22 protein-coding genes are annotated in these 23,895 nt (G+C 55.4%); 16 read left to right on the top strand and 6 right to left on the bottom strand.

Annotation, left to right across the window (positions count from 1 at the left end; genetic code table 11):
• Positions 1-2 precede the first annotated feature (2 nt).
• From urtB to urtE, 4 genes are read left to right on the top strand one after another with little or no spacing between them, the layout of a single operon-like run.
• On the top strand, positions 3-1,955 hold the full coding sequence (urtB, locus tag ACR0M2_RS18095) for an urea ABC transporter permease subunit UrtB (RefSeq protein WP_480706415.1): 1,953 nt from the start codon (positions 3-5) through the stop codon (positions 1,953-1,955).
• A gap of 3 nt (positions 1,956-1,958) precedes the next feature.
• The gene (urtC, locus tag ACR0M2_RS18090; RefSeq protein ID WP_170413622.1) at positions 1,959-3,188 is read left to right on the top strand and encodes an urea ABC transporter permease subunit UrtC; all 1,230 of its coding nucleotides are present in this window, start codon (positions 1,959-1,961) and stop codon (positions 3,186-3,188) included.
• Positions 3,185-3,925 carry an urea ABC transporter ATP-binding protein UrtD gene (urtD, locus tag ACR0M2_RS18085; protein WP_480706413.1) on the top strand — a complete coding sequence of 247 codons (741 nt, stop codon included), beginning with the start codon at positions 3,185-3,187 and terminating at the stop codon, positions 3,923-3,925. The genes urtC and urtD overlap by 4 nt, the downstream gene beginning before the upstream one ends.
• Before the next feature lie 3 nt (positions 3,926-3,928).
• Positions 3,929-4,624, top strand: a complete 696-nt coding sequence (gene urtE / locus ACR0M2_RS18080) for an urea ABC transporter ATP-binding subunit UrtE (protein ID WP_480706411.1) — start codon at positions 3,929-3,931, stop codon at positions 4,622-4,624.
• A gap of 24 nt (positions 4,625-4,648) precedes the next feature.
• Here urtE and ACR0M2_RS18075 read toward each other — a convergent pair whose 3' ends face one another.
• Entirely contained in the window at positions 4,649-5,527 is an 879-nt protein-coding gene (locus tag ACR0M2_RS18075; RefSeq protein WP_480706410.1) for a LysR substrate-binding domain-containing protein, read from the bottom strand.
• 118 nt (positions 5,528-5,645) lie between these two features.
• Here ACR0M2_RS18075 and ACR0M2_RS18070 point away from each other — a divergent pair, with 118 nt between their 5' ends.
• Both ACR0M2_RS18070 and ACR0M2_RS18065 read left to right on the top strand, forming a co-directional pair.
• Entirely contained in the window at positions 5,646-6,395 is a 750-nt protein-coding gene (locus ACR0M2_RS18070) for an SDR family oxidoreductase (RefSeq protein WP_480706408.1), read from the top strand.
• Between the two features lie 15 nt (positions 6,396-6,410).
• Positions 6,411-6,800: an ectoine synthase gene (locus ACR0M2_RS18065; protein ID WP_480706406.1), complete on the top strand. Its 390-nt coding sequence runs from the start codon at positions 6,411-6,413 to the stop codon at positions 6,798-6,800.
• Between the two features lie 166 nt (positions 6,801-6,966).
• Here the strand turns inward: ACR0M2_RS18065 and ACR0M2_RS18060 are convergent, their stop codons facing one another.
• The gene (locus tag ACR0M2_RS18060; RefSeq protein ID WP_170350829.1) at positions 6,967-7,608 is read right to left on the bottom strand and encodes a TetR family transcriptional regulator C-terminal domain-containing protein; all 642 of its coding nucleotides are present in this window, start codon (positions 7,606-7,608) and stop codon (positions 6,967-6,969) included.
• Between the two features lie 190 nt (positions 7,609-7,798).
• Between ACR0M2_RS18060 and ACR0M2_RS18055 the strand changes: the two genes are divergently transcribed.
• The 7 genes from ACR0M2_RS18055 (at position 7,799) to ACR0M2_RS18025 (ending at position 16,603) form a co-directional block, all read left to right on the top strand.
• On the top strand, positions 7,799-8,662 hold the full coding sequence (locus ACR0M2_RS18055; protein ID WP_170362042.1) for an ABC transporter permease: 864 nt from the start codon (positions 7,799-7,801) through the stop codon (positions 8,660-8,662).
• Positions 8,659-9,453, top strand: a complete 795-nt coding sequence (locus ACR0M2_RS18050) for an ABC transporter permease (protein WP_480706404.1) — start codon at positions 8,659-8,661, stop codon at positions 9,451-9,453. The genes ACR0M2_RS18055 and ACR0M2_RS18050 overlap by 4 nt, the downstream gene beginning before the upstream one ends.
• A 20-nt stretch (positions 9,454-9,473) precedes the next feature.
• On the top strand, positions 9,474-10,589 hold the full coding sequence (locus ACR0M2_RS18045; protein ID WP_170362043.1) for an ABC transporter ATP-binding protein: 1,116 nt from the start codon (positions 9,474-9,476) through the stop codon (positions 10,587-10,589).
• Entirely contained in the window at positions 10,586-11,641 is a 1,056-nt protein-coding gene (locus ACR0M2_RS18040) for an ABC transporter substrate-binding protein (RefSeq protein ID WP_170378083.1), read from the top strand. The genes ACR0M2_RS18045 and ACR0M2_RS18040 overlap by 4 nt, the downstream gene beginning before the upstream one ends.
• A gap of 93 nt (positions 11,642-11,734) precedes the next feature.
• Positions 11,735-13,801 (top strand): oxidoreductase, encoded by a 2,067-nt coding sequence (locus tag ACR0M2_RS18035; RefSeq protein ID WP_480706402.1) that lies wholly within the window; start codon positions 11,735-11,737, stop codon positions 13,799-13,801.
• A gap of 8 nt (positions 13,802-13,809) precedes the next feature.
• Positions 13,810-15,009 (top strand): aromatic ring-hydroxylating oxygenase subunit alpha, encoded by a 1,200-nt coding sequence (locus ACR0M2_RS18030; protein WP_480706400.1) that lies wholly within the window; start codon positions 13,810-13,812, stop codon positions 15,007-15,009.
• A 25-nt stretch (positions 15,010-15,034) separates the two neighbouring features.
• On the top strand, positions 15,035-16,603 hold the full coding sequence (locus ACR0M2_RS18025) for a trimethylamine methyltransferase family protein (RefSeq protein ID WP_480706398.1): 1,569 nt from the start codon (positions 15,035-15,037) through the stop codon (positions 16,601-16,603).
• 63 nt (positions 16,604-16,666) lie between these two features.
• Here ACR0M2_RS18025 and ACR0M2_RS18020 read toward each other — a convergent pair whose 3' ends face one another.
• A complete protein-coding gene (locus tag ACR0M2_RS18020) occupies positions 16,667-18,061 on the bottom strand; it encodes an aminotransferase (RefSeq protein WP_480706396.1) in 1,395 nt (464 codons plus the stop codon).
• A gap of 123 nt (positions 18,062-18,184) precedes the next feature.
• On the opposite strand from ACR0M2_RS18020, the gene ACR0M2_RS18015 reads away from it, so the two are divergent.
• Positions 18,185-18,832 carry a TetR/AcrR family transcriptional regulator gene (locus ACR0M2_RS18015; protein ID WP_480706459.1) on the top strand — a complete coding sequence of 216 codons (648 nt, stop codon included), beginning with the start codon at positions 18,185-18,187 and terminating at the stop codon, positions 18,830-18,832.
• 112 nt (positions 18,833-18,944) lie between these two features.
• Here the strand turns inward: ACR0M2_RS18015 and ACR0M2_RS18010 are convergent, their stop codons facing one another.
• The 3 genes from ACR0M2_RS18010 to gph all read right to left on the bottom strand — a co-directional run bounded on the left by ACR0M2_RS18010 (position 18,945) and on the right by gph (position 22,982).
• Complete coding sequence (locus ACR0M2_RS18010; RefSeq protein ID WP_480706394.1) at positions 18,945-19,724, bottom strand: HalD/BesD family halogenase; 780 nt, start codon at positions 19,722-19,724, stop codon at positions 18,945-18,947.
• Positions 19,725-19,865: 141 nt separating this feature from the next.
• Entirely contained in the window at positions 19,866-21,758 is a 1,893-nt protein-coding gene (locus tag ACR0M2_RS18005; RefSeq protein WP_480706392.1) for a DEAD/DEAH box helicase, read from the bottom strand.
• 549 nt (positions 21,759-22,307) lie between these two features.
• Positions 22,308-22,982, bottom strand: a complete 675-nt coding sequence (gph, locus tag ACR0M2_RS18000; protein ID WP_480663749.1) for a phosphoglycolate phosphatase — start codon at positions 22,980-22,982, stop codon at positions 22,308-22,310.
• A 225-nt stretch (positions 22,983-23,207) separates the two neighbouring features.
• Here gph and hemP point away from each other — a divergent pair, with 225 nt between their 5' ends.
• Both hemP and ACR0M2_RS17990 read left to right on the top strand, forming a co-directional pair.
• Positions 23,208-23,375: a hemin uptake protein HemP gene (gene hemP / locus ACR0M2_RS17995; RefSeq protein ID WP_170350842.1), complete on the top strand. Its 168-nt coding sequence runs from the start codon at positions 23,208-23,210 to the stop codon at positions 23,373-23,375.
• A complete protein-coding gene (locus tag ACR0M2_RS17990; protein ID WP_170362053.1) occupies positions 23,372-23,848 on the top strand; it encodes a hypothetical protein in 477 nt (158 codons plus the stop codon). Before hemP ends, ACR0M2_RS17990 begins: the two co-directional genes overlap by 4 nt.
• Positions 23,849-23,895: the final 47 nt, after the last annotated feature.

The following is a 23,895-nucleotide window of genomic DNA, read 5'->3' as shown; positions in this document are numbered from 1 at the left end:
ACATGTTTCGACTATTCCTTGCGAGCCTCGCAATTCTGTTTGCCTGCCTGCCCGCCAACGCGCAAGAGGCTGGCCTGGAGCCGATCTTGCAAAGCCATCAGGAGATCATCGCCAAGAGCTCGCGCAAGACGATCAAACCGGCGATTGATGCGATTACGGCCAGTGGGTTACCACAAGCGCAGGTGATGCTTGAAACATGGGCCGCCAAGGACATGTGGATGCGCAAATCCGATAGTTTGTTCTTTGCGGGAAAAAGGGTTGAAGGGCGGTCATACGAGCTGACCGATTTCGACACAGGCGAGGTAATCGGCACTTACGAGAAATCCGATCTGAAACAATTGAAACCCAACAGCGGCGTCCGCGCCATGATCGGGACCGCTTTGGTGCAGTACCAACTGACCGATCAGGATCGAAAAAGGCGCCTGGCCGCTCTGCAATCTATTCAACGTGACCCCGAAGGCGCTCTGCTTGAACCTTTGCGCGCCTCGATCGAGGATGAAACGGATGCAGATTTGAAGGCGCAGAAACAGCGGCTCGAACGATTGCTGACCATTGGGTACGACGCAGACACCGCGGCTCGCGTGGCTGCGGTTGAGGAAATGTCAAACGACTTGGGTGTCGACGTGCGCGCGGCGCTGAACCCTTTGGTGGTGACCACACGAATGGTCGCGCCGAATCTGCCGACGGATGAGAATATCGCTATCGTTCTGGAACCCGGATCAGAGGCCTTGTCGCGGGACGAAGCATATGACTTGCTGGTCGCCAGCAACCTTGCGGCTCCGCGTGTGTCTCAGGACGACATCCGCACGGCTTTGTCAGCGAATATCGACCGAGGCCGCGTCGGTGGCGTCCCGGTTGCACAATTGAACAACGAAACCGCTCGCACGCAAGCATATGCCGCCTTGGCTGAAACGGGGGCGGTTTCCGCGTTGGTAACAGAGGCGGATATCGATGACGCGCTGGGCAAACATGTCTTCTTTGAAACCTATCGCGAGGCCTCGCCTACGGTAACTGCCGCTGCCGAGAAGGCTTTGGATCATATTGAATTCAAGGTCGGGTTGAACCAGACACTCGACCTGTTGCTGGACGCGATCTCACTGGCATCAATCTATTTTCTGGCGGCCATCGGCTTGGCCATCACTTTTGGGGTGATGGGCGTGATCAATATGGCCCATGGCGAATTCATCATGATGGGTGCCTATACGGGCTATGTCGTTCAGCAATTCATCCCCGACCACACGCTGTCGATTATCGTCGCGATCCCGATGGCCTTTGCCGTCACCTTCGCCATGGGTGTCGCGATGGAGCGGTTGGTGATCCGCTGGCTCTATGCCCGCCCGCTCGAGACGCTTCTTGCGACATTCGGCATCTCAATTGCCCTGCAACAACTGGCCAAGAACATTTTTGGCACGCAGGCCCGTCCACTGACAGCGCCGGGTTGGCTGGATGGGGCGTGGGTGCTGAATGATGTGGTTTCGATCAGCTATATCCGCATCGCGATCTTCGTGCTGGCTCTGATCTTTCTGGGGCTGTTCCTGTACATCATGAAACGCACACGGCTGGGTCTTGAGATGCGCGCGGTTACGCAGAACCCACGCATGGCTGGATCAATGGGGATCAATCCCGGGCGGGTGAATATGCTGACCTTTGGCTTGGGTTCCGGCATCGCCGGGATTGCAGGGGTCGCCATTGGCCTTTTTGCCAAGGTCACGTCGGATCTGGGCAGCGACTATATTGTTCAAAGCTTCATGACCGTGGTCGTAGGCGGCGTTGGCAACATCTGGGGGGCACTGGCCGGGGCGGGGATGATCGGCTTCCTGCAAAAAGGGATCGAGTGGATGAACCCCTCGAACACCCTTGCGGCACAAACCTACATGATCGTCTTCATCATTGTTTTCATCCAGTTCCGACCAAGGGGCATCATCGCCCTCAAAGGTCGCGCGGCGGGGGATTGAGACATGGAACGCAGCTTCGTCGCCAAGAACCCTTCCGTGCTGGTCTTTCTGGCCATCCTGTCATTGTTCACATTGGGCGTGACCATCCTGTCCGAAGGGTTCGGGATCGGCGTAATCTCAACCAGTTTCGTCAAGACATTGGGCAAGACCCTATGCTTGTGCCTGATCGCAGTGGCGATGGATCTGGTCTGGGGTTTCACCGGTATCCTGTCGCTGGGCCACTTCGCCTTCTTCGGGCTGGGCGGCTACATGATCGGCATGTGGCTGATGTACGAACGCACCCGCCTGATCGTGGTCGAGTCGTTGTCGCAGGCCGACATCCCGCCAACACCGTCCGAGGTCGTGGACGCCATCGGGACGCAGATTTTCGGCGTCGTCGGATCATCGGAATTCCCGCTGATCTGGGCATTTTCCCACAGTTTGGTTCTGCAGTTGGCGATGATCGTGCTGGTGCCCGGTCTTCTTGCGCTGATTTTTGGCTGGTTGGCTTTCCGCAGTCGCGTTACCGGTGTGTACCTGTCGATCCTGACTCAGGCGATGACATTGGCCTTGGCGCTGTATCTGTTCCAAAACGACAGCGGTTTGCGTGGCAACAACGGGCTGTCGGGCTTGCAGAACTTGCCCGGCGTGACCGCCTCGCAGGACGTGGTGTCGATCTGGTTCCTCTGGGCTTCGGCATTGGCGCTGGGACTGGGTTACATGCTGGCGGCGTGGATCGTTTCGGGTAAGTTTGGCTCGGTCATCCGCGGCATCCGCGATAACGAGGCGCGGGTGCGGTTTCTTGGATATTCGGTCGAGGTTTACAAGCTGACCGTCTTCACCCTGACCGCCTGCACAGCCGCCATCGCGGGTGCGCTTTATTACCCGCAGGCAGGCATCATCAACCCCGAGGAGATGGCCCCCATCGCGTCTATCTATCTGGCCGTCTGGGTCGCCATCGGTGGGCGCGGGCGTCTCTATGGTGCCGTGATCGGTGCGGCGTTTGTAAGCCTGCTCAGCACCTGGTTCACCGGCGGGCAAGCGCCCAACATTCCGTTGGGTTTCTACACCATCAAATGGGTCGACTGGTGGCAGGTGCTGCTGGGCGTCTCGTTCGTGCTGGTCACTCTGTTCGCTCCGCAAGGGATAGGCGGGTTATTCGACTTATGGAGCGACCGGCGACACCCGGATCGCCACGGTGCCAACCTGGGCCCCGATGACGGTGCGTTGCGTGAAAAGGAGGCCATTGAATGAGTACTCTGCTAGAGGTGAGCGGCGTCTCGGTCACTTTTGACGGTTTCCGCGCGATCAATAACTTGTCGTTCCAAATTGGTGATGCCGAATTGCGCGCTGTAATCGGCCCTAACGGTGCAGGCAAGACCACGTTCATGGACATCATCACAGGTAAGACACGACCTGATGAGGGGCGGGTTATCTGGGGAAAGAAGTCCATTTCTTTGTTGGACATGACCGAGGCAAAAATCGCGCAGGCAGGGATCGGGCGGAAGTTTCAGAAACCAACCGTCTTCGAAGATCAGACCGTACAGGAAAACCTGCTGATGGCACTTAAAAACAAACGTGGTTGGCTGGGTGTGTTACTTTATCGCCCTTCGGTAAATGATCTGCAGAAAGTTAAAGATCTGGCCGCCGAAATTGGTTTGCATCAGGAACTAAGCCGCAAATCCGGTGAACTGAGCCATGGGCAGAAACAGTGGTTGGAAATTGGTATGCTGCTTGCACAAGATCCACGTCTGCTATTGGTTGACGAACCCGCCGCGGGCATGACACCGCAAGAGCGTGAACACACTACAGACTTGCTTGTTCAGGCTGCAAAAACCCGCGCTGTTGTGGTGGTTGAGCATGACATGGAGTTTGTGCGGCGTCTGAACTGCAAGGTCACGGTTTTGCACGAAGGATCTGTTTTGGCCGAGGGCGGTCTTGATCACGTGACATCTAATCAGGACGTCATCGATGTCTACCTGGGGCGCTAAACAATGCTGAAGCTGACCGATCTGACTTTGCACTATGGGCACTCGCAAATTCTTAACGGGATTTCCATGGAAGCCAGGCAAGGTGAAGTGACCTGCGTCATGGGGACCAACGGTGTCGGGAAAACCAGCCTGATGAAGGCAATCTCGGGCACGCATCCGCGTTCCGGTGGAAATCTGGAGCTTAACGGGGAACAATTGGGTGTCTTACCTGCGCATCGGATGGCCTGGAAAGGTGTGGCCTATGTCCCGCAAGGGCGCGAGATATTCCCTTTGCTGACAGTTCGCGGGAATCTGGAAACGGGGTTCTCTTGCCTGCCTGTCAGTGAGCATTTCGTCCCGGATGAGATATTCGACCTTTTCCCGGTCCTCAAACAGATGCAGAACCGGCGCGGCGGTGACCTTTCCGGCGGCCAGCAGCAACAGCTGGCCATCGCGCGGGCGCTGATCACAAAGCCGAACCTGTTGCTGCTTGACGAGCCAACCGAAGGCATTCAACCGAACATCATCCAACAGATTGGCGAAGTGATCCGGCACCTCAGATCGACAAGTAGAATGGCAATTGTTCTGGTCGAGCAGTATTTCGACTTTGCCTATGACCTTGCTGACCGGCTTGTCGTGTTACGGCGTGGCGAAGTCATGATCAAAGGCACAAGAGATAACCTTACGCGTGATCAGGTGTTGCAGGCCGTATCCGTCTAGGGGGAATTTGATGAAACCCGTAGGTCAAATCGACAAAAGCCATTTCTTGAAAATTCTCACCGAGACTCGATCCTGATCGCTGGGTCGACAGACAAAGTAGAGCCCGCGATCCAGCGGAACATGGCTTTCGTCCAGACGGATCAGACGACCAATTTCCAAGTCTCTCGCCGCCAATAGGTGTCTTGCCAATGCCACGCCCTGTCCGTCAATCGCGGCCTCCAAAAGCACAGCACTATCCACGTATTTGATGCTCTGCGAGTTGATCTGATCCGCGTTCAGACCAACTTGCGCGGCCCAGCTTTCCCAGCCGATGTTGAAGGCATCGTGCAACAGTGGAAGATCGGTGATGTCAGTGGCACGCATTGGCAGCTGTGTATTCTCGACAAGCGATGGCGCGGCTACGACGACCAGCTCCTCTTGTCTTATTTGCTCGTGATAAAGCCCGTCCCAACCCGGTTCTCCAAATCGCAGGGCTACATCAACCTCGGACGTATCGAAATCGGCAAAGGCATCATTTGTGTCCAGCAATAGCGCGATACCCGGATGTTCTTGTTGAAACGAACTTAGTAACGGCACAAGCCATTTGAGCGCCAATGATGTGGATAAAGACACTGTAATCGACTGGCGGTGATGTAATCGCTTCACCTCCATCACGCCCAACTGCAATGCAGAAAACGCCCCGCGTGTTGATTGGTGCAGGCGTTCGCCGGCTTTGGTCAATTCAACGCCGTTGGGGCGGCGATGAAAGAGTGTCACCCCAAGGTGCAGTTCCAGCAACTTTAATTGTCGGCTGATCGCTCCGTGGGTGACGTTCAGCACACCCGCTGCCTTGGTCAGGCTGGAATGGGTTGCAGTTTCGTCAAACGCCTGAAGGGCACGAAGGTGTCTGAGATTTTCCATCATGTGAGAAAATCTAACAGTAACGTGCCAAAAATTCGATAGCTGCTCCTAAATATAAGAAGTTAGACTGATCTAAACACAAAAAATCTCACACTTTGCTTGCCTAAAGAAGGGAATTCCCATGCCCGAATCCAAAGTCGCGCTGATGACAGGTACAGGCCAAGGCATTGGCCGGGGCTGTGCGGTCGAAATGGCAAAAGCAGGCTACAAGGTTTCGCTGATGTCCCCGTCGAACCGCTCGGTCGAACTGGCCGAGGAGCTTGGGGGCATCGGCCGCCGCGGTTCTGTGCTGGATGTCGATGATCTGCAAGCAATGATCGACGACACCATGAGCGAATATGGGCGGATTGATGCAATCGTCAGCAACATGGGCCACGGCGGAACGGTGCCCGAAGCCATCAAAACGGTGGGATTCGACCCCGACTTTGACGGACCGCTTTTGGAGCTGAGCGATGAGTTGTGGCACGAAAGTCTGGACATGTATGTGCTGAACGTCGTCAAGATTGCTCGTATCGTCACGCCTATCTTGATTGAACAAGGCGGGGGCGCTTTCGTAAATATTTCGTCCATGAACACAATCGAACCACGTGCGCCCTATCCCATGAGCATGCTGCGCGGCGCTTTGCACAGTTTCTCAAAGCTCTATGGGGATCGCTATGCACGTCACAATATTCGAATGAATAACCTGCTGCCCGGCTTCTGCGAGAACGTAAACCTGTCCGAACGGGCCCGCCGTGAAATTCCCGCTCAGCGGTCAGCAACTTTTGAAGAGATTGGACAGGCTTGTGTCTTTCTTGCCAGCGAGGGAGCCCGGTATATTAACGGTCAGAGTATATTGTCCGACGGCGGGATGAACCGCGCGGTTCGGTAGCAACGAGGCAGAAATATGATTGTTAGGGCACTCAATGAAATCCTAGGTACAGATCGGGATGTTTCCGGTCCGGGTTGGAACAGCAGACGATTGTTGTTGGCATCTGATGGCATGGGTTTTTCGCTTACGGATACGATCATCAAAAAGGGTGAAATGCTTGAGCTTGAATACACCCATCATCTAGAGGCGTGTTACTGTATCGAAGGCAAAGGGCAGATAAAGACCTCAGGCGATGAAACCTGGCATTCGCTTGAGCCATTTACTCTTTATGCATTGGATCAACATGACCGGCACCTCGTTCGCGCAACAGACGCTGATTTGCGGCTTGTCTGCGTCTTCAATCCGCCACTCAGCGGGCGCGAAGTGCATCGCAAAGACGGAAGCTATGCGCCGGCTGAATCCTGATGAGGGCAGGGACGAACCACCGAAGGACGCCTATTGCTGTAGGCAATCTTATGTATGGAAACCTGGCGCGTTCAGTCAGTCTTGTGACTGCAACACAAGAAGGAAAGCGCAAACCTTGTCGGGTATCCCAAGCTAAAGTGGCCAGACAGGCACTGTGTCGCAGGCTTCATTGATATAACCGGGCGCCACTAAGGTCGAAATGTTTGGGGAACATTGCCCTCAGGAACCGAAAGACAATTCGCATTGCTTCGTCGCGATCAAAGGAATCCGGGTGAAGCAGGTAGTCAGTCCACATGCCTTCCAACATGGCGAGCGTGCCGTGAGTGGCGTCGCGCGCAACTTGATTTGGGTGTTCGATTTCAGTCTCTTTCGCTATGCGGGCGAACGCGTTGAAGATCAGTTTCCGAAGCTTTGCATCGCGGGTATCTGAAAACGCAGCGATTGCCGCTCTGTTCCTGGCCTCACCTCGAAACGCGTACCAAATTGCGACGTTTTTCTTATTGAGAATGGCTTCGCTCAAGTCACCCCGAACGATCATCTCAATATGTTCCTGGCCTGTTTGTCCGGTCGTCTCCAGCATGGCATAAATGCCATTGTAATATTGCTCGGACGAATAGCGCGCAGCTTCGTCGACAAGGTTGTCCTTACCCCCGAAATGAAGGTGAATCATGCCGCGGGATAAATCGGCGCGTTGTATGATTTCGCTGACCGACGTCTCGGAAATCCCCTTTTCTGCGACCGAGTCGAGTACCGCCTCGATCAGTGATAGGCGGTTTCGTTCTCGAATTTCTTGTCGTCTTCCAGTCATCTGATCAGGTGGTTTTGTTTGTTTTCAGTCTCTTGCGGGTCCTTCTAATCGCCTTTGGGAAATTGGCCAGCCCCGGTTGTGAAAATATCAGTTGACACAGCTAGCCCTAAAATTCCAGATTTAAATGGACGATTGTCCATTTTGTGATCGATATTGTCGCGCCACCGAAAGCAAAGTTCAGCAGGGAAGCATGGCTGGAGTCATACGAAGTGAAACGGGCAAGGGCCTGGCACTGAGCGCGCCTGCGACGCTCTATGTCGGTCTGCTTGTGGCCGTGCCCCTGTGCATTCTTGTCGCCTACAGCTTTTGGACCCAGACCTATGTCGAGATTGATCGCACGCTGACATGGGCGAATTACCAAGAGGCGTTCACCGATCCGCTGGTCCGGCATCTTATGATCCGATCGGTTGCGATTGCGGGGGCGGTGACGCTGGCAACAGTCGGTCTGGCCTATCCGATTGCCTACTTCATCGCATTTCGGACGCAGAAAAAGACCCTCTGGCTATTGCTGATCACCATTCCTTTTTGGAGCAGCTACCTGCTGCGGGTGTTCAGTTGGAAACTGATCCTAGGCTTTAATGGGGTGATGAATTCGGCCCTTATTTCGCTGGGGCTGATTCAGGAACCACTGACCTTCCTGCTCTACAATGAATTCGCCGTTGTCCTTACACTTGCACATGCATGGGCGCCGTTTGCGATCCTGCCGATTTACGTGTCGCTGCAAAAGATCGACCGCAGCTTGTTAGAGGCCGCAACCGACCTTGGGTGCAGCAAGCTGGAACGGTTTGTGCGCGTGACTTTGCCTCTGACTGTGCCAGGGATCATCGCCGCCTGCTTGATCATCTTCATCCCCACGGTGGGCGACTACGTCACGCCGGCCCTGGTCGGTGGCTCGCAGGGGAAAATGGTGGCTAATTTGATTCAGGTGCAGTTTGGCGCGGCCAATAATTGGCCCTTGGGTGCAACCCTGTCTCTGCTTGCCATGCTTTCGGTCGGCTGCGTTGCAATCCTGTTCGTGGTGGTCGTCACCGCTCTGGGGCGGAGGATCAGATGACCAAGGCCATTCGTATCCCATGGTTGCTTGTTTACGCGATCGCCTACCTGGTGTTTCTCTACCTGCCGGTTCTGCTTTTGCCGTTGTTTTCGTTCAATGACGGAACCATCGTGGCCTTCCCGTTAAAGGGTTTTACGCTGAAATGGTACGCGCAGTTGGGTCAGCAGGACACGCTGCTTCAAGCGATGGTGAACTCGCTGATCGTTGGCAGCGTGACTGCCTTGATGGCGACGTCTCTGGGCCTTTTCGCTGCGCGCGCCTATGTCCGGTACCGGTTCAAAGGGCGGGAATTCTCCGAAGGTCTGGTCATGCTCCCGCTGGTCGTTCCCGGCATTATCGTTGCCAGTTCCATGCTGGTGCTGTTCATCAGCGTCGGGCTAAAGCCATCGCTGACGACAGTGATCCTTGGCCATGTCTTTGTGGCCTTGCCCTTTGCCGTGTCGATCATGAAATCGGCCTTTGACGATTTCGACCAGTCGTTGGAAGAGGCCGCGTTTGATCTGGGCGAAAGCGTTTTGGGAACCTTTCGGCGTGTCACCCTACCAATCGTTGCACCGGGCATCATCGCCAGTCTTTTGGTCACGTTCACCGTGTCATTCGACGAGTTTGTTCTGGCCTTCTTCCTGTCCGGCAACAGCCCGACATTGCCGGTCTATATCTGGAGCCAGATCCGCTTTCCGGCAAAGCTGCCTAATACACTGGCGCTGGGGTCGCTGCTTTTGCTGTCCTCGGTTCTGCTGCTGTTGATTGCCGAATATTTCCGCCGCCGTTCCATCCAATCCTCAGATTGAAACCTAAGGAAACCAACCTGATGAGCGAACAGAACATCATCGAAATACAGGGCGTCGAAAAACGCTTTGGTTCCTTTGTGGCCGTGTCCGACCTGAACCTGACCTTGAAAGAGGGCGAGTTCTTTTCGCTGCTTGGGCCTTCGGGCTGTGGAAAGACAACGGCCTTGCGCATCATCGCGGGGTTTCAGGATCACGAAGAGGGCGAGATCCGGATTGACGGACGGACGATGGGCGAGGTGCCCGCCAACAAGCGGCCCACCAACATGGTGTTCCAAAGTTATGCGATCTTTCCGCACCTGAATGTGGGTGACAATGTCGGGTTCGGCTTGCGAAAGACAAAGCTATCCCGAAATGAAATCAAGGAACGCGTTGCCGAGGCGCTTGAGATGGTGGAACTCGGCGGCTTGCAGGATCGCAAGGCCAATGAGTTGTCAGGTGGGCAACGGCAGCGTGTGGCGCTTGCCCGCGCATTGGTCATGCGGCCCAAGGTGTTGCTGCTGGATGAACCATTATCCGCGCTGGACAAAAACCTGCGCGAAGCAATGCAATTGGAAATGCGCCGCCTGCAGCAAAAGCTTGGCATCACCTTCGTCATGGTCACGCATGACCAGTATGAGGCGATGACCATGTCCGACCGGATCGGGGTCATGTTTGCTGGGCAGCTCAAGCAAGTCGACAAGCCCGAGGTTCTGTATTCCCAACCTTGCAACCGAGAAGTGGCCTCTTTCATCGGCGGGATGAACTTTCTGAATGCCGAAGTGACTGCTGAGAACGCCGACACGCTGGACGTGAATGTTCAAGGGTTTGGCTCGATGACTATCGGGGTGAACCCCAACGTTCAGGTACATGACATGGATCTATTGGTCGGCGTTCGCCCCGAGCAATTGGAGATCAGCGCGGAAAAACCGGATGGGTACGACGCGCATGTTCAGGGCAAGGTGTCGGACGTCGCCTTCTATGGCGAAAGCGTCCACTATTATGTGCGCGTCGACGGGTTGCCGGAAAGCATCGCCGTTGCAGTGCCAAACTACTTTCACACAGTTGATCACAGCCGCGACGATACCGTCTGGCTTGGAGTTCAAAGCGCCTCGGTGATCGACTTGGGCAAACGTGAATCTTTGGGAGGAAACACATGAATAAAACAGCATCACTTACGGCAGCAGTGGTTGCCACCTTCACGGCAAGCCAAGCATTGGCCGACGCGGCTGATCTGACCGTTTTCGACTGGTCCGGATATGAGGATCAGGGATTCTTTGGTGATTACGTCGAAAAATACGGCGGGCCGCCCAGCTACACTTATTTCGGCAGCGTGGAAGAGGCTTTCACCAAGCTTCAATCCGGGTTTGAGGCCGATCTGGCCCATCCGTGTACGGACGCCCTGAGAAAATGGGTGGCAGCGGATATGATCAAGCCGATTGACACCAGCAAGCTGGAAAACTGGGACAAACTGATGCCCAAGATCAAAGAGGTCGATGGTATCACGATCGACGGGCAGACCTATATGGTACCCTTTGAATGGGGGAACACCGGCCTGATCTACCGCACCGACATGATTTCGGCTGATGATGTTTCGCTGCAATTGTTGTTAGACCCGGCCTATCAGGGCAAGGTTGCCGTTCCGGATGCAGCCTCCAGCGCGTTCGCCATGGCTGCACTGGCAACTGGTGCCTCAAGCTATTCCGATATGAGCGAAGAGGAGTTCCAGAAGGCGGCGGATTACCTGCGGGCAATTCATCCCAATGTACGTTTCTACTGGTCTGATGCAGGTCAACTGGATCAAGCCATTGCCAGTGGTGAGGTGACCCTGGGTTGGGGCTGGAACCAATCGGAGTTGAACCTGATTTGGAACGAAACCCCGGCAGTCATGATGCGTGATGTGGACAAAGGCATCGCCACCTGGGTCTGCGGTTACGTGCATCTGAAGTCTGCCAAACAGTCCGATGAACAGGTCTACGACATGCTCAACGCGCTCAGCTCGGCCGCCAGCGGTAAGTATATCATCGAAAGCTGGGGTTATGCCCATGCCAATGAAGACGCATTTGCGCAAGCTGATCCAGAGTTGATTGAGACCTACGGGTTCTCGGACGTGGACAGCTTCTTTGAGGGCAGCCTGTTCTTCGACGCGGTCAATCCTGAGATTGAAGCGAAGATGTTGAAGGAGTTCGAGCGCATCAAAGCGGGCTTTTAGAACCATCTAACTACACAATTGGGATTGGCGGTGCCTTAGAAAGCCCGCCGATCCCACAGAACCATTTCCAAATTTTCTGGAGGAAGCGCGACAATGTCAGGCGCTGACGGATATTCTGTTCTCTTTGAACCGGTTCAGATCGGGCCTGTATCGGCCCGAAACCGGTTCTATCAGGTGCCCCACTGCAATGGTATGGGACATCTGCGACCGCAGGCCGAAGCTGCCATGCGGGCAATGAAGGCCGAGGGTGGTTGGGCCGTAGTGTCCAATCAGGAGACGGAAATTCATCCCACTTCAGATTTGTCCCCATATGCGGAAAACCGACTATGGGACGAACGGGATATTCCAGCGCTGCGCTTGATGACCGATGCAGTTCATGCCAAGGGTTCGTTGGCGGCCATTGAATTGGCACATAACGGCCACCATGCGCAGAACCACCTGAGCCGCGCGCCTTTGCTAGGCCCGTCAGAACTTGCCTTGCAAACAGCGTATCCCAAACAGGCTCGGGCGATGGATAAGTCGGACATTCGCGAGTTTCGCAAGTGGCATCGCGCGGCGGCGCGGCGGTCGCGCGAGGCGGGCTTTGACATCGTGTATGTTTATGCCGGTCATCACATGACCCTGCCGCATCATTTTCTGCTGCCGCAGTTCAATGACAGGACAGATGAATATGGCGGATCGTTAGAGAACCGGGTGAGGCTCACCCGAGAGCTTCTGGAAGAAACCAAAGAAGAGGTCGGGGATGACTGCGCAGTTGCTCTGCGGTTTGCAGTCGATGAAATGCTGGGCTCTGACGGCATGCAGGCACAGGAAGAAGGCTGTTCGGTTGTCGAATTGTTGGCCGAGCTGCCGGACCTTTGGGATGTAAACGTCGCGGATTGGAGCAACGACTCGGCGACGACCCGCTTTGAACCCCGCGATGGTTTCCAAACCTCGTATATTGAGTTCGTCAAACAAGTCACTTCCAAGCCTGTTGTGGGCGTCGGGCGCCTTACGTCTCCGGACTTGATGGTGTCACTTGTCAGGAAAGGTATCCTTGATTTTATCGGCGCAGCGCGACCATCCATTGCCGACCCGTTTCTTCCCAACAAAATAAAGGAAGGTCGGATCGAGGAAATTCGCGAGTGTATTGGCTGCAATATCTGTGTGTCCTCCGACGCGCTGGGCGTTCCTATCCGATGTACTCAAAACCCGACGATGGGGGAGGAGTGGCGCCGGAAATGGCATCCTGAAATCATAGAGAGCCGAGGAAAAGAAGAAGCCGCGCTTGTTGTCGGCAGCGGTCCCGCCGGGCTTGAATGCGCCATGCAATTGGCGCGTCGGGGCTATGACGTAACCCTGGCCGAAGCCAAGCAAGAGCTTGGGGGGCGCGTGTTGCAGGAATCTGGTCTGGCCGGGCTATCCGCATGGAAGCGCGTGACAGATCACAGGGTCTATGACTTGCAGCAACGCGGGAACGTGCAACTGTTCACCGACAGTCGCTTGTCAGCAAGCGAGGTTGTCGAGTTGGGCATTCCGAATGTCTTTCTGGCAACTGGCGCGTCATGGCGGCGAGACGGTCGCGGGAAGTCTGCGTTCCGGGGCGTATCGATAGAGGCAAGCTCTCAAGTATTCACTCCGGACGACATCATGTCAGGAGTAATGCCGGGGGACGGCCCGATTATGGTCTACGATGATGATCAGGCCTATCTCGGTGGTGTGTTGGCGGATCATCTGGCGCAGGCCGGGCGAGAGGTCGTCTTTGTAACCCCGGCCTCGATGGTTTCACCTTTCACTGAATTGACCTTGGAACAGGTCAAAGTGCAACGCGGCTTGTTGGAAAAAGGTGTTCGGCTGGTGTTGTCCCAGACCCTGGTCGAAATCACGCCCGGATTGGCGAAAGTTCAATGCGCTTATACCGGACGCGAACAAAGCGTCGAGTGCGCATCAGTTGTTTTGGTCACGCAGCGTGCGCGAGAGACTGCCCTTTATGAGGAACTGCGAAATTTGCCCGACAAGCCACTGACAAGTCTGGAACTGATCGGTGATGCGGCAAACCCCGGTTTGATCGCTGACGCTGTATATTCGGGCCACATGGCAGCCAGGAATTTTGAACGCGACGCGGGCGACATCGACCGTGAATTTTTCCGTCGGGAAATCGTTTCCCTTGAATCTGCATGAGGTGCGCTATGCCAAAAGATGACTTGCAAGTAATGCGCGACTTAATGAAAGCGCAGCGGGAAGGGTTCGCCTTGCCGCGCCATTTCTATACGTCTCAGGCAGTATACGAAAACGATATCAGCACGTTCTGGAATCGCAACTGGATCTGGGTCGGACATGTCAGCCAGATTGTCGAGCCGGGCGACTATTTCCTGTTCGACTACGGGCCTGAATCCATCATCATCGTTCGGGATCGCGAGGGTGAGGTGCGCGCGCATCTAAATGTTTGCCGCCATCGGGGATCGCGCGTTTGCATTGAGCAGAAAGGCAAGGCGCGAAACTTCATCTGTCCCTATCACGCGTGGACCTTTGACCTGAACGGTAAGCTCAGAAACGGGCGGTCAATGGGGGCGGATTTTGACCCGGGCCAGTACGGTTTGTTTCCGGTTCAGGTAAAGATATTTCAGGGTCTGATTTTTGTTTGCCCGTCCGAAGACGCGCCGCCGCTGGACGCCGCTTTGGATAGGCTGGCCCCGCTGTCAAAGCCGTTCGGTTTTGAGAATCTGAAGATTGCCCATGAGGCCTCATACCCGGTTCCGGCGAACTGGAAGCTTGCTCTGGAGAATTACTTGGAATGCTATCACTGCGCGCCATCTCATCAGGACTATTCGCGCAGTCATTCCTTGAAAGATCCGGCCCAGGTCCTTGAGTTCAGCGGGGCACTGCACGAGCGGATGAAAGAAGCCGGGGTTCCCCTCGAGGAGCTTGATCTGACTGGAGAAAACGCAGTCGCACCGGGCGCAGATGTCTATTGGCGGCGGTACCCACTGTTCCCCGGCTACTTGACCGGCAGCAAGGATGGCGCGCCCTTGGCGCCGCCATTGGGTGAGCTGAAATCCCAAGACGGCGGGGCCACCGATCTGGGGATCGGTACGCTAAACTATTTCCTCGTTTATGCCGATCACGTGGTCGGGTATCGGTTCGTGCCGCGTGCTCTGCAAGACACCGATATTCAGATCGTCTGGTACGTGCGCGGCGACGCCGAAGAGGGGCGCGACTATGACAAGGATACCCTGACATGGCTGTGGCATGTCACGTCGCTCGATGACGAACGGATCATCCGGCACAATCAGGAAGGCGTGAACTCGCACCATTTCGTCCCCGGGCCATTGTCCGAGATGGAATGGAGCATTTCGGGCTTCTATCGCAACTACTTCAGCATGATCTGAGACGCGCAAAATTCGGAGAAAGAACATGACAGAGCTAACGCAGCGCAGATCAAGACGGCGTGGGGGCGGGCGTGAGGCACGCGCAGCCGTGCGAACCAGCAACGCAGCCTCGCAAGCAATCTGGCCGGGCATTCCCGGTGGGCGATACAAGCCCCTGTCAGACGCGGATATGTCGCGCATTCACGAGGCCGCGCTTAGCATTCTGGAACGCACGGGCGTGGGGGACCCAACGCAGGAAGTTCTCGATCTTGTGGTGCCAAAAGGGGCGATATTGAACGCGCACGGCAGGTTGTGCTTTCCTCGCGCCTTGATGGAAGATCTGTTGGCCAAAGCCGCCAGTGAATTCTATGTCCATGCACGCGGATCTCGGGCCGGTAAGGACGACATGCACTGCACCAAGGACAAGGTGTATTACGCAAATTCCGGCACGGCGGTGACAACCTTTGATGCCGAGACTCGCAGATACAGGCCATCAACGCTCAAGGATATTTACGACTTCACCCGCTTGGTCGACCGGCTTGATAATATTCACATGACCGGTGACACGGTTTTGGCGACGGATGTGCCACAGGATTATGAGCATGACATGAGCATGCTCTACGCCATTCTGGCAGGTAGCGAAAAACCTTCCTGCCTGACCTTCAGAACCCGCGAGCACATTCAGGATGCGATCCATCTGTTCGATCTGGCATCGGGTGGCGAGGGCAAGTTCCTTGAAAAGCCATCGGTCATCTTTGGAGGCTGTCCCATCGTATCCCCGCTTAGGTTCGGGCGCGAAAATCTGGAGATCTTGATCGATACGGCGAAGATGGGGCTGGTGTGCGATCTTGCCGTTCCCCCACAGGCCGGGGCGACTTCGCCGGCGCCTTTGGCAGGAACCTTAGCGCAAGCGGTTGCTGAGACCTTGTCTTGCGTCGCTATTGCGAACCTCATCAATCCGGGCACTCCGGTCGTTTTTGCAGCTTGGCCTTTCATCACCGACTTGCGTACTGGGTCCTTTACTGGCGGCAGTGGCGAACAGGCGTTAATTTCAGCTGCGGCCATCCAGATGGGCAATTTCTATAACCTGCCGACCAGTGTTGGGTGTGGTATGACGGATTCTAAAATCCCGGATGCGCAATACGGTTTGGAGAAGGCACTGACCTTTGCATTGGCGGCGCATGCCGGTGCTAACAGGCTCTGCGAATTTGGCGGTATGCTTGGCAGTCTGATGGGCTGCAGCTTTGAGTCCATGGTCATCGACAACGAGGCTGCGGGCATGATCTCGCGAACGCTGCGCGGGATCGAGGTGAGCGACGACACGCTTTCGGTCGACGTTATCCATGAATGCGCAATTGATCCGGGTCATTTCCTTGGTAACGCGCAGACCCTGCAATATATGGAGACGGAATATGTCTACCCGACCCTGCTGGATCGGGAACTGACCGATACTTGGGAAAAGGCAGGTCGACAGGACATGTTTGAGCGGAGTCGGTCGGTGGTCAACGACATCCTATCCAATCACTATCCGAACTACTTTGGCAGCAAGGCTGATGCAGAGGTGCGGGCCAAGTTTCCGATTAAATTACCTCCTGAGGCGATGCAGGCGGGTTGAGGACAGCGGAAGGCGATGCGGCATTGAAACTTGTAAAATAGTGATGCCGCATCAAGACGGCTTCTAAGCCTTAAACGCACCCTGCTGTGTCAGGTCTTCAGTCGCCAACCGAATACCTTTCTCAAGGATATCGAACATCTGGTTCAACTCGCCTTCCGTGATGATCAGCGGTGGGGAAAACACGCACATGTTGATGATCGGTCGCAGGATCAGCCCGTTTTCCTGGCAATGCAGGTCAATCAATGCGCCAACAGACTTATCAAGGTCCAAAAGATTATCAGCATTAGCATCGGCAACGCATTCGACGCAGCCAACCAGCCCCATACCTCGGGCGTCACCCACAAGCGGCAAGGCCGCCAGAGCCCGAAGGCGTTCTTCGAACAGCGGCGTAAGCGCGCGGACATGTTCCAGAATACCGTCGCGCTCCATGATTTCTATGGTTTTCAAACCAGCTGCCGCGCTTACCGGGTGGCCCGAATAGGTGAACCCGTTTGAAAACGTAGCCTCCTGTGCGTTCTCACCGCTCACATCTTCGATCAGTCGATCAGAGATGATGCAGGCCCCCATGGGGACATAGCCAGACGTCATACCTTTGGCACAGGTGATGATATCTGGTTGAATACCAAAGACATCTTCGGATGCAAACCAATGCCCAAGCCGCCCAAATCCAGTCACAACCTCATCTGAAATATACAGGACATCGTATTTCCGGCAGATGTCCAAGCAGCGCTGATGATACCCCTGCGGAGGCACGATGACCCCACCAGAACATAGGATCGGTTCAGCGATGAAAGCCGCGACCTTGTCAGGGCCGGTTTCCAGGATCATGTTCTCTAGATCAGCGATTTTTTCGTCTAGAAAATCTTCAACCGTTTGATCGGCGCGGCGCGTGTACGGGTTCACATTCGGCAGGAAACGCGTCAGGTGAGAGGCCTGGTCCAACCACCCTTTGTCGCGCTCTTTTCCAGATACTGAGGCCGCCAAATAAGTCGAACCGTGATAGGCCTTTTGCCGCGATATCACGATCTTTTTTTCAGGTTTGCCAAGCAGGTTATTGCGGAACTGCACAAACCGCAGGGCGCTATCAACGGCTGTTGAGCCGCCGGTTGTAAAGAACACATGGTTCAGGTCACCCGGCGTTCTTTTGGCGATCTCATGTGCCAGCCGGGCTGGGGCCGAGTTGGCGTTGTTGAAGGGCGAAAAATACGCCATCTCTTTCGCTTGCTGGGCCATCGCATCTGCAATTTCAGCGTTCCCATAGCCCAATTGAACGCACCACATCCCCGCAGGCCCATCAATCAAGCGTTTTCCGTCCTCTGTCAGGATGTGAACGCCTTGGCCACTTTCGGCAAAGGTTCGTTCATTTTGGCCAAGGAATGACATCCCTTCCCACGGATGCAGGAAGTGTTCGTTGTCCCAGTCACGTACGGACTGAAAGTCGGAGTTGAACAGGGTCATGGGGCACCTTGATGTAACATACATCACAAAATGAACAAACATTCATTCAATGTCAATCCTTGAACTTCCGCTTCACTAGATGCGAAAAAGCAAAGGCGAGTAACCCAGCGAAGGAAAAACAAGATTACTCTCGAGGCCGATACTCCGACCAATGCCCGCGATCTGAGTAAGCTGCAGAACCGACAGCAGCTGATTCAGGCGGCTGCGGATGCCATCCATAAATACGGTATTCGCGGCACGACCTCGGCCAGAATCCAGGAGCTGTCAGGACTGTCGAGGGGGATGGTGAACCTGCACTTTGGTTCCAAAGAGAAACTGCTGCTTGCCGTGGCCGAGGAGTTGTCGGCGCGCTATGCAGGGCAGTGGAAAGCAATCGCGGACAGTCCGGAATTAGGCCCTGCGGACAAGTTGATCTCAATCCTCAAGGCGGATTTCGACCCTTTGGTCTTGAACGCACGGGACGTTGCGATCTGGTTTTCATTTCGGGCCGAAGCGCTCTCGAACCCCGACATATTTCCTTTCATCGACTCGCGGGACAAAAGTTTCCGGGCAGTGATCCTTGAGCTGTTGCAGCAAATCATAAGCGAAGGTGGGTACAAAGGCGTAGACGCCAAACTTGCAACAGATGCATTGATTGCTTTGCTGGAAGGGCTCTGGACCGACTTCCATTTGCACTCAGATATTTTCAAACCCCGAGAGGCTTTGAAAATCTGCTTGTTTGTCTTGCAGTCGATGTTTCCAGGTCATTTTGATTTTAAATCAATGTCTTAAATTGCGAGGCGGCGCTTCTACGAGCCGCCTCAGAATTTGACTCAGTGGAAAAACTGGCGGCCTTCCAGGTCCCATCTCGCGCATGTTCGTACTGCATTGCAGTAAGCCGACGTCAGTTCAATCGACCGTAAAAGGTCATGCGGGCACTCTCTGACAGTTCCACATCAGGTTCCGAGTTATAGGCCAACACGGCGAGCATTCTTGTCTTGTTACTCTCATTCGGTGAGACCCGGTGAATGGAGTTTCTACCGCGAAACAGAACCAGCGTGCCTTGATCCATGTTCAGGATTTGCGGCTTCAATTCTTTGTCCAGAACGGCCCTGACACCTTCATAGTTCATGTCCCCTGCGCTCGCGTCCCGCAGGTCCTTTACATATTCGAAACGGCTACCGGCGTCGGGTTTCTGGATCAGCAATGTGATTGCGAACGAGGAATTGTCGAAATGCCAACCGAGTTCTTGCCCTCGGGTTGCGTAGTGAATGTTAATTGACGAAAGCGGATCGACATAAGGGTGCAGTTCAGTCTCGCCCGTGACCTGCTTGATGAAGCTGTGGAATGATGGGTCGTTATACAGGGTGCGCAGGGGCGATGTCGGTGACACCACGTCGTCGCAGATACATCCTTTGGACGACTCCACTTGGCGATTTGCCGGGTGTGATGCGTCAAACTCTGGATTTGGCGGCGTTAGGTAGACCGAGTGGCTTTGAGTGCAGAAATATGCCTGGTCTTGTCCCGTCAAAGCCTCGGCTTGCATCATTTCCAGTGCCTCGGGGCGGATGAATTCCTCAAGGACCAAGACACCGTTTTCATTCAGTGACGATCTTGCCTTCGTACTGAAATCTTCATTTCCCAGAGGGTAACGCCCAAAGTCGACGATGTCTGCAATATTCATGCCACTTACCCATTTAGCAAAAGCTTAGAACGGGTGGATTAAACCTTTTCTGACAGCGCGAGAAAAGCTGCTTTTTCAGTGCGGCTTGTTTGCCTCCCAAGAACGAACCCAGGCGAATTCGGGTCGGGGGAACGTTTCAGCTTACCTAGAACGTCTCGGTACAGAATTGCCGCCCTTTGCCGCGGCAGCGCGTGCGCGGTTTTTCTTGCTGTTTGGCTTACCCTTGGGCGGCGGCGGGCCCTTTGGGCCGCGGTTTGGTTTTTTGCCTTTGCTGCTTAGGCTATCGCCATCGCGCTTGGGCTTAGTGTCGACTTTGGTTTTCTCAGGCGGCTTTGATGCCGTCTTTTTTCGCGCCTTCGCAGGCTGTGGATCGACAAGGCGAGGCGGTCTGCGCTCAGACTTTTGCGGGTCTCTCTTGCCTTTCACACCTCGTTTTGGGCCTGTCTTTGTCGGTTTCGAAAAGTCGGGGGCCGTGTCCAACCGCACGATGTCTTTTGTGCCCTCGACCTTCATCTCAGGTCCGATCGCGTCCAAAAATCCGGAAACGCTGCTCTCGCGAATTTCGATAAAGGTCACATCGTCAGCGATGCGGATCGCGCCGATATCGGATTTGGTGAGGTTCCCGGCCTTGCACACCATGGGAAGAACATAGCGCGGAGACGCGTTATCGTTGCGTCCTTCCGACAGCGAAAACCACACACTCGGGCCAAAAGGTGCCTCTGACTTTGTCCCTGTGGTTTTGACGTCGCTTAACTCTTCCGGAGCAGAATGCTGACGTTTGTATTGACGGACATAGGCCGCGGCGAGTTGTTCCGGCGAGAATCTGGCCACCAGTTCGTCGACCGATGTGCGCTCGCTCTCGACGAGATCCACCTGCCAGTCGTCCGAGCCGAACATCCGCTGTAGATCCTGTGCGTTGACTGCGTCTGCGGAAGGTGCCGGACCCCAATCAGCAGTCAGTTTGGCGAATTTCAACAGCCGTTGAGCCTTTTTGAACGAAGCCGGTGCGACGATCAGGGCGCTGACCCCTTTGCGCCCCGCGCGCCCGGTTCGACCTGAACGGTGCAGAAGAGTTTCGTGACTGTTGGGCAGTTCGGCATGGATCACCAGATCCAGATTCGGCAGGTCAATCCCGCGCGCGGCCACGTCGGTCGCCACACAGACGCGGGCACGCCCGTCGCGCATGGCCTGCAGGGCATTTGAGCGTTCGCTTTGGGTCAGTTCACCGGACAAAGCCACAACCGAGAACCCACGGTTCGACAAGCGGGCAGTCAGGCGTGCAACCATCGCACGTGTGTTGCAAAAGACGATGGCGTTCGGGGCCTCGTAATAACGCAGCACGTTGATGATCGCGTTTTCACCATCGCGCGGGGCCACATTCATTGCACGGTATTCGATATCGGCGTGTTGCGTCCGTTCACTGACGGTACTTACACGCTCGGCATCCCGTTGATACCGGGTGGCAAGGGTGGCAATGGCGCGCGGAACCGTGGCGGAAAACAACAGTGTTTGGCGGTCTGTGGGCGTTTCGTCGAGAATGAACTCCAGATCCTCGCGGAACCCAAGGTCAAGCATTTCGTCGGCTTCATCCAAAACCACAGCGCGCACGGCCGTCAGATCAATCGACCCGCGCATGATATGATCGCGCAAACGCCCCGGGGTCGCGACCACGATATGCGCCCCACGTGACAGAGCCCGGCGTTCGTCGCGCATATCCATTCCGCCAACGCACGAGGCAATGAACACCCCCGCGTCGGCGTAAAGCCATCCCAATTCGCGTTTGACCTGCATTGCCAGCTCTCGCGTTGGCGCAATCACCAGTGCCAAAGGCGCGTCTGCCGTGCCGAAAACCTGCGCATCGCCCAAAATGGTCGGCGCGATGGCCAGGCCGAACCCAATGGTTTTTCCCGATCCGGTTTGGGCCGACACAAGCAGGTCTTTTCCTTGCAACTCTGGAGCGGACACGGCCTCTTGGACCGGGGTCAGGGTGTCATATCCTTTGCGCTTCAGCGCATCTGCGATTGTCTGTTTCATAGCTCGGCTCTCTTGGGTGATGCGGTCACCCTCAGAGCGTCCAACACACGGATCATTGTCGAAGCACGCTCCTTACCGAGAGACGAACCGGATGTATAGAGTGGAAGATGAATGGCCGCTGAACCGGCGGATTTTTCGACCACAGTCGCGCGGTGTGGTACAAACAAGCCTGTGAATCCAGCGTATATTCCAGGTCAACGCCAGGGTGGTGGACTGTACCGTCCAACGTCATTTGCCCGGTAGGACAGGCAGCCGCACGGTCCTGCCTTACAAGCGCGTTAAGGGTTCGCCTATTTTTCTGTTTTCAGGGCAAAACCCCTGTTTGCGCTAAAATGGGCGAAAAAATTAACTGTGATTTCAACACTATCCGGGGGGCTACGGGAAACCCCCTATATCGAAATTCAGGCCGATTCGTTAACTGTGTTTTATCGAACGGGTCATATCGGACGATACCACTTTTCCCCTGTGAGGGGCTGGCTACTTACCCCCTCGGCCGGCCCCTCAGTCACTGGCCGCGACCCGTTTCGATCCCCCTCTAGAAATAGGCTCTCAGGCGCTTTGCTCCAGAGATAGCAGTACTTGTGCAACCAGTTTGGGCAATTCAGAGGATCGGTCGTAGCTTGCTGTATGTGGAATGTCGGCAACCGGTGATTTTCGATAACCTTCGGTGAACAACAAAAACGGCACTTGTGCGCGTTGAGCGGTTTCGGCATCCACCTCGCTATCTCCGACAAACAACTGCGGACCGGCTGTGGTAACGGCGGCAAAGCTGGCCTCAAGATGGGCCGGGTCGGGTTTGCGGGTGTTCAGGCTGTCACCGCCAAGGACGGCATCGAAATGGGGTGCAAGCCCCATCGCCTCAAGCACATGGCGGGCAGGGGCTTCGGGTTTGTTGGTACAAACCCCCAGAACGCAGCCCATTTCACGCAAATGCTCCAGCGCCTGCAGCACACCGGGATAGACCACGGTTTTATCGCTGGAGGCGGCGTTGTAATGGGCAAGCGTCAACCGGGTCAGATCACCGTGCTGGGCCATCGGCAGGTCGCAATGCTCAATCACACGCTCGACCAGTTTGGGTAGCCCGTTGCCAACAAATTGTTTGATCTGGTCCTGTGATAAGGGCGCTACGCCGGCGTCACGCAACATATTGTTCGCGGCCGCGGCAAGATCAGGAAGACTGTCCACGAGCGTTCCATCCAGGTCAAACATGATAGTCGCGGCCATTGGCTGCCCCCTTGGTTTGATATTCTGAGAAAGTGGTACCCTGCCTGAATTTTTGGTGCAATCGTGCGAGGTTGGAGAATTCACCAGAACGGGCCTTGACATACCTGACTATTTTAATCAGATTACTATTCAAGTCCACAGCCAACCCCTGTCAGGGTCAGCCAGATCAAGTGAAACGCGAACAGATTAAGGCATTTCGCCCCAGCCCCCTCTGGAGTTGTCCTGATGAATATGCAGACCCCGAATCCCAGCCAATCCTATGCTGTATCCATGCTGCCATCGCATAAGGCCGAAGAACTGACCAATGGCGGTAACCTGGCCCATATCGAATTGGGCGACCAGCTGTATACGCTGCGCATCACCCGCGCAGGCAAATTGATCCTGACGAAATGAGCGCGACTTCCTCTCGGGGTGGGGCGGCTGTTGGCCGCTTAACTGACCTTGGCCCCGTCGAAGCCGGAGCCGTGATGTACTTGCGGCTTTGGGGTGATGGTGCCCAGGGCCGCGCAGATGCCGCCAGCGATTTTGAAATTGCGTTGGGCGCAGAATGCGGGCGCGCTGCGATGATGTCGCTTGACCGCCTGTGTTCGCTGTGCGCGCATCACGGGCGCCGCCCGTTGATCCGTCACGGATTGGGGTGTTCTTGTCTTGGCGCTGACGAAAATTGCTTTGCGCAGATGATCGCGGCGGCCTCTGAAGGCTCCCGTGAAGACGCGATGATGATGGCGTCCCTGATTGTGCGACCGGATTTTGCCCCCGCTCTGGCCTCATTATCAGAACAACTTGGACTGGCGCTGCGACGCATGACCGCGTCGATTCCGCTGCCCACAACCGGGCACCAACCCCCCGCAGCCCTGCTGCATTAGGCAGCAGCGTGGCGCAGAACCCCGGCCCTCCCTAGGCCGGGGTTTAT

It is taken from the genome of Ruegeria sp. BE10 (assembly GCF_056538905.1).
The sequence above is the reverse complement of the archived record's forward strand: the minus strand, read 5'-3'. Positions and strand labels throughout refer to the sequence as shown.

Bases quoted from the DNA above. Each gene is read 5' to 3' on its own strand.
- ACR0M2_RS17990 (WP_170362053.1), top strand. From the start codon at position 23,372: ATGAGCGCGACTTCCTCTCGGGGTGGGGCGGCTGTTGGCCGCTTAACT.
- ACR0M2_RS18005 (WP_480706392.1), bottom strand. From the start codon at position 21,758: ATGAAACAGACAATCGCAGATGCGCTGAAGCGCAAAGGATATGACACC.
- ACR0M2_RS18060 (WP_170350829.1), bottom strand. From the start codon at position 7,608: ATGACTGGAAGACGACAAGAAATTCGAGAACGAAACCGCCTATCACTG.
- ACR0M2_RS18075 (WP_480706410.1), bottom strand. From the start codon at position 5,527: ATGATGGAAAATCTCAGACACCTTCGTGCCCTTCAGGCGTTTGACGAA.
- urtD (WP_480706413.1), top strand. From the start codon at position 3,185: ATGAGTACTCTGCTAGAGGTGAGCGGCGTCTCGGTCACTTTTGACGGT.
- gph (WP_480663749.1), bottom strand. From the start codon at position 22,982: ATGGCCGCGACTATCATGTTTGACCTGGATGGAACGCTCGTGGACAGT.
- ACR0M2_RS18045 (WP_170362043.1), top strand. From the start codon at position 9,474: ATGAGCGAACAGAACATCATCGAAATACAGGGCGTCGAAAAACGCTTT.
- urtB (WP_480706415.1), top strand. From the start codon at position 3: ATGTTTCGACTATTCCTTGCGAGCCTCGCAATTCTGTTTGCCTGCCTG.
- ACR0M2_RS18065 (WP_480706406.1), top strand. From the start codon at position 6,411: ATGATTGTTAGGGCACTCAATGAAATCCTAGGTACAGATCGGGATGTT.
- ACR0M2_RS18035 (WP_480706402.1), top strand. From the start codon at position 11,735: ATGTCAGGCGCTGACGGATATTCTGTTCTCTTTGAACCGGTTCAGATC.
- urtC (WP_170413622.1), top strand. From the start codon at position 1,959: ATGGAACGCAGCTTCGTCGCCAAGAACCCTTCCGTGCTGGTCTTTCTG.
- ACR0M2_RS18050 (WP_480706404.1), top strand. From the start codon at position 8,659: ATGACCAAGGCCATTCGTATCCCATGGTTGCTTGTTTACGCGATCGCC.
- urtE (WP_480706411.1), top strand. From the start codon at position 3,929: ATGCTGAAGCTGACCGATCTGACTTTGCACTATGGGCACTCGCAAATT.
- hemP (WP_170350842.1), top strand. From the start codon at position 23,208: ATGAATATGCAGACCCCGAATCCCAGCCAATCCTATGCTGTATCCATG.
- ACR0M2_RS18010 (WP_480706394.1), bottom strand. From the start codon at position 19,724: ATGAATATTGCAGACATCGTCGACTTTGGGCGTTACCCTCTGGGAAAT.
- ACR0M2_RS18025 (WP_480706398.1), top strand. From the start codon at position 15,035: ATGACAGAGCTAACGCAGCGCAGATCAAGACGGCGTGGGGGCGGGCGT.
- ACR0M2_RS18055 (WP_170362042.1), top strand. From the start codon at position 7,799: ATGGCTGGAGTCATACGAAGTGAAACGGGCAAGGGCCTGGCACTGAGC.
- ACR0M2_RS18070 (WP_480706408.1), top strand. From the start codon at position 5,646: ATGCCCGAATCCAAAGTCGCGCTGATGACAGGTACAGGCCAAGGCATT.
- ACR0M2_RS18030 (WP_480706400.1), top strand. From the start codon at position 13,810: ATGCCAAAAGATGACTTGCAAGTAATGCGCGACTTAATGAAAGCGCAG.
- ACR0M2_RS18020 (WP_480706396.1), bottom strand. From the start codon at position 18,061: ATGACCCTGTTCAACTCCGACTTTCAGTCCGTACGTGACTGGGACAAC.
- ACR0M2_RS18040 (WP_170378083.1), top strand. From the start codon at position 10,586: ATGAATAAAACAGCATCACTTACGGCAGCAGTGGTTGCCACCTTCACG.